We start from the raw sequence: 1,518 nt of genomic DNA, 5'->3' as shown, positions 1-1,518 counted from the left end.
ATCTTTGGCGATCTGAGCATATCTATAAGTTTAGTGATGTTCGTTGTCACAGACTTAGTGTAGATAGATGTGAGAATTAAGAGTAGGAGTTTCTTTAATTCAGCTTCATCAACCCTTTCGGCCACTATCTTACATGAGTGGTAAGCTCTCATCCACTCGCTTGTAATCTTTGACTCTCCAAGGACGCTGGCAATGTCCTCCGGTGGTATGTGCGCTGGAATTATGAGAGAACACCCTCTCCACTCACCATCATTTTTAAGCTTGGATATTGCTGATGCTGTGATCTTCAATAGATCTCTAATATGCTGTGATCTAGGAATGTCTCCACCGAATGTTGGGTAAAGGAACTTCCTTATAATGTGTTCTAAACTAGGCGAAAACGGATAATACCTCTCGATTTTTGATATAAAATCATTTAAAGATTTTTTGTCTAGAAGATCTGCTAGTGCATTCTTAAGGGCCCCTTCAATTCTTAAAGCTGCCTCTCTCCTCTCGACCTTAAATTTAAAGAGCCTCTTAACAAGTATGTTTATTATATCCTCGACTTCAATCCGTCCAAGCTTTATTGGCCTAAGTCTACCAAGCCTGTCCCTCAAGTCATTTACCGCCTCAACGAAGCGTAATAAACCCTGCTTTTGGAGTATTGCCGAAACCTTATCCCATCTTTCAGCATCCTCTCTAGCCGATGAAATTATAATGACCAGCTTGGCTCTACCTCTCGACGCATCTATGACCTCCTTGAGGAATGATATTAAGCTTAACAGGCCTTCGATGATTTTTTCACTTCCTCCCTCAATGGCTTTATATAGACCCCCATAGAACTCATCAATCATTATTAATAATGGCGTATCATTGAGGTGTGAGATTAGCCTTCTCGCAGCTTCTATGGGTTTAAGGCCCTTTAAACTCCTCAGAAATCCCGGGTCAGGTCCAGTGGGTGCTCTCTTAAGTTCCATAAGTTTTGCGGCGCTTTCAAAGATGGTCTCGTATGGATCTAAGTCAAACGGGTAGCTAATTAAATCTAATGCTAGAACTAATGTTCGCTCAGCTACAGCCCTCTTATATCCGCTTTCTTTCACCTCGCTTAAGATGGCATGTGAGTTTATAAGCGTCTCCTCACTCCACTTATATGTTTGAGCATATAGGTGCCAGAGAAGAGTGAGAAAATGCGTTTTCCCAAAGCCCATTTCTTGGTCAAGTGAAACAACCAGCGGAACCTCGTGAAGGGTGTTTAAGCCGTCGTTAACTGTTTTCAGCATATCAGCCATGGGCTTAAGATATGTTATAAATAGAAAAGTGTCCGTGTCAAGAAATTCATTGTTTATCTGGATCCCTTGATCATAGAGCTCATGTTCTATTATCATGCCGAGGGATGGCGCTAGCCTCCCAACATATTCTCCTGGGGGAAGCGTGCTATACGTTTCTACGAGGGGCGAGGGCTCGACAACATCACTTAACTTCGGGGCGCTCAAACCTTTTTCACCTTTCATATGCAGCTTTTAGAATGTTTAAAACGAA

General features: G+C 42.2%; 1 protein-coding gene. It reads right to left on the bottom strand.

The features are described from left to right. Nucleotides 1-1,472, bottom strand: a 1,472-nt coding sequence (locus QXV08_RS08815; RefSeq protein ID WP_342821571.1) for a DUF499 domain-containing protein, incomplete at its 3' end; no start/stop codon positions are given. Nucleotides 1,473-1,518 lie beyond the last annotated feature (46 nt).

Origin of the sequence: Desulfurococcus sp. (assembly GCF_038881575.1) — an archaeon.
Lineage (GTDB): Archaea > Thermoproteota > Thermoprotei_A > Sulfolobales > Desulfurococcaceae > Desulfurococcus.
This window is presented reverse-complemented; position numbering and strand designations above follow the sequence as displayed.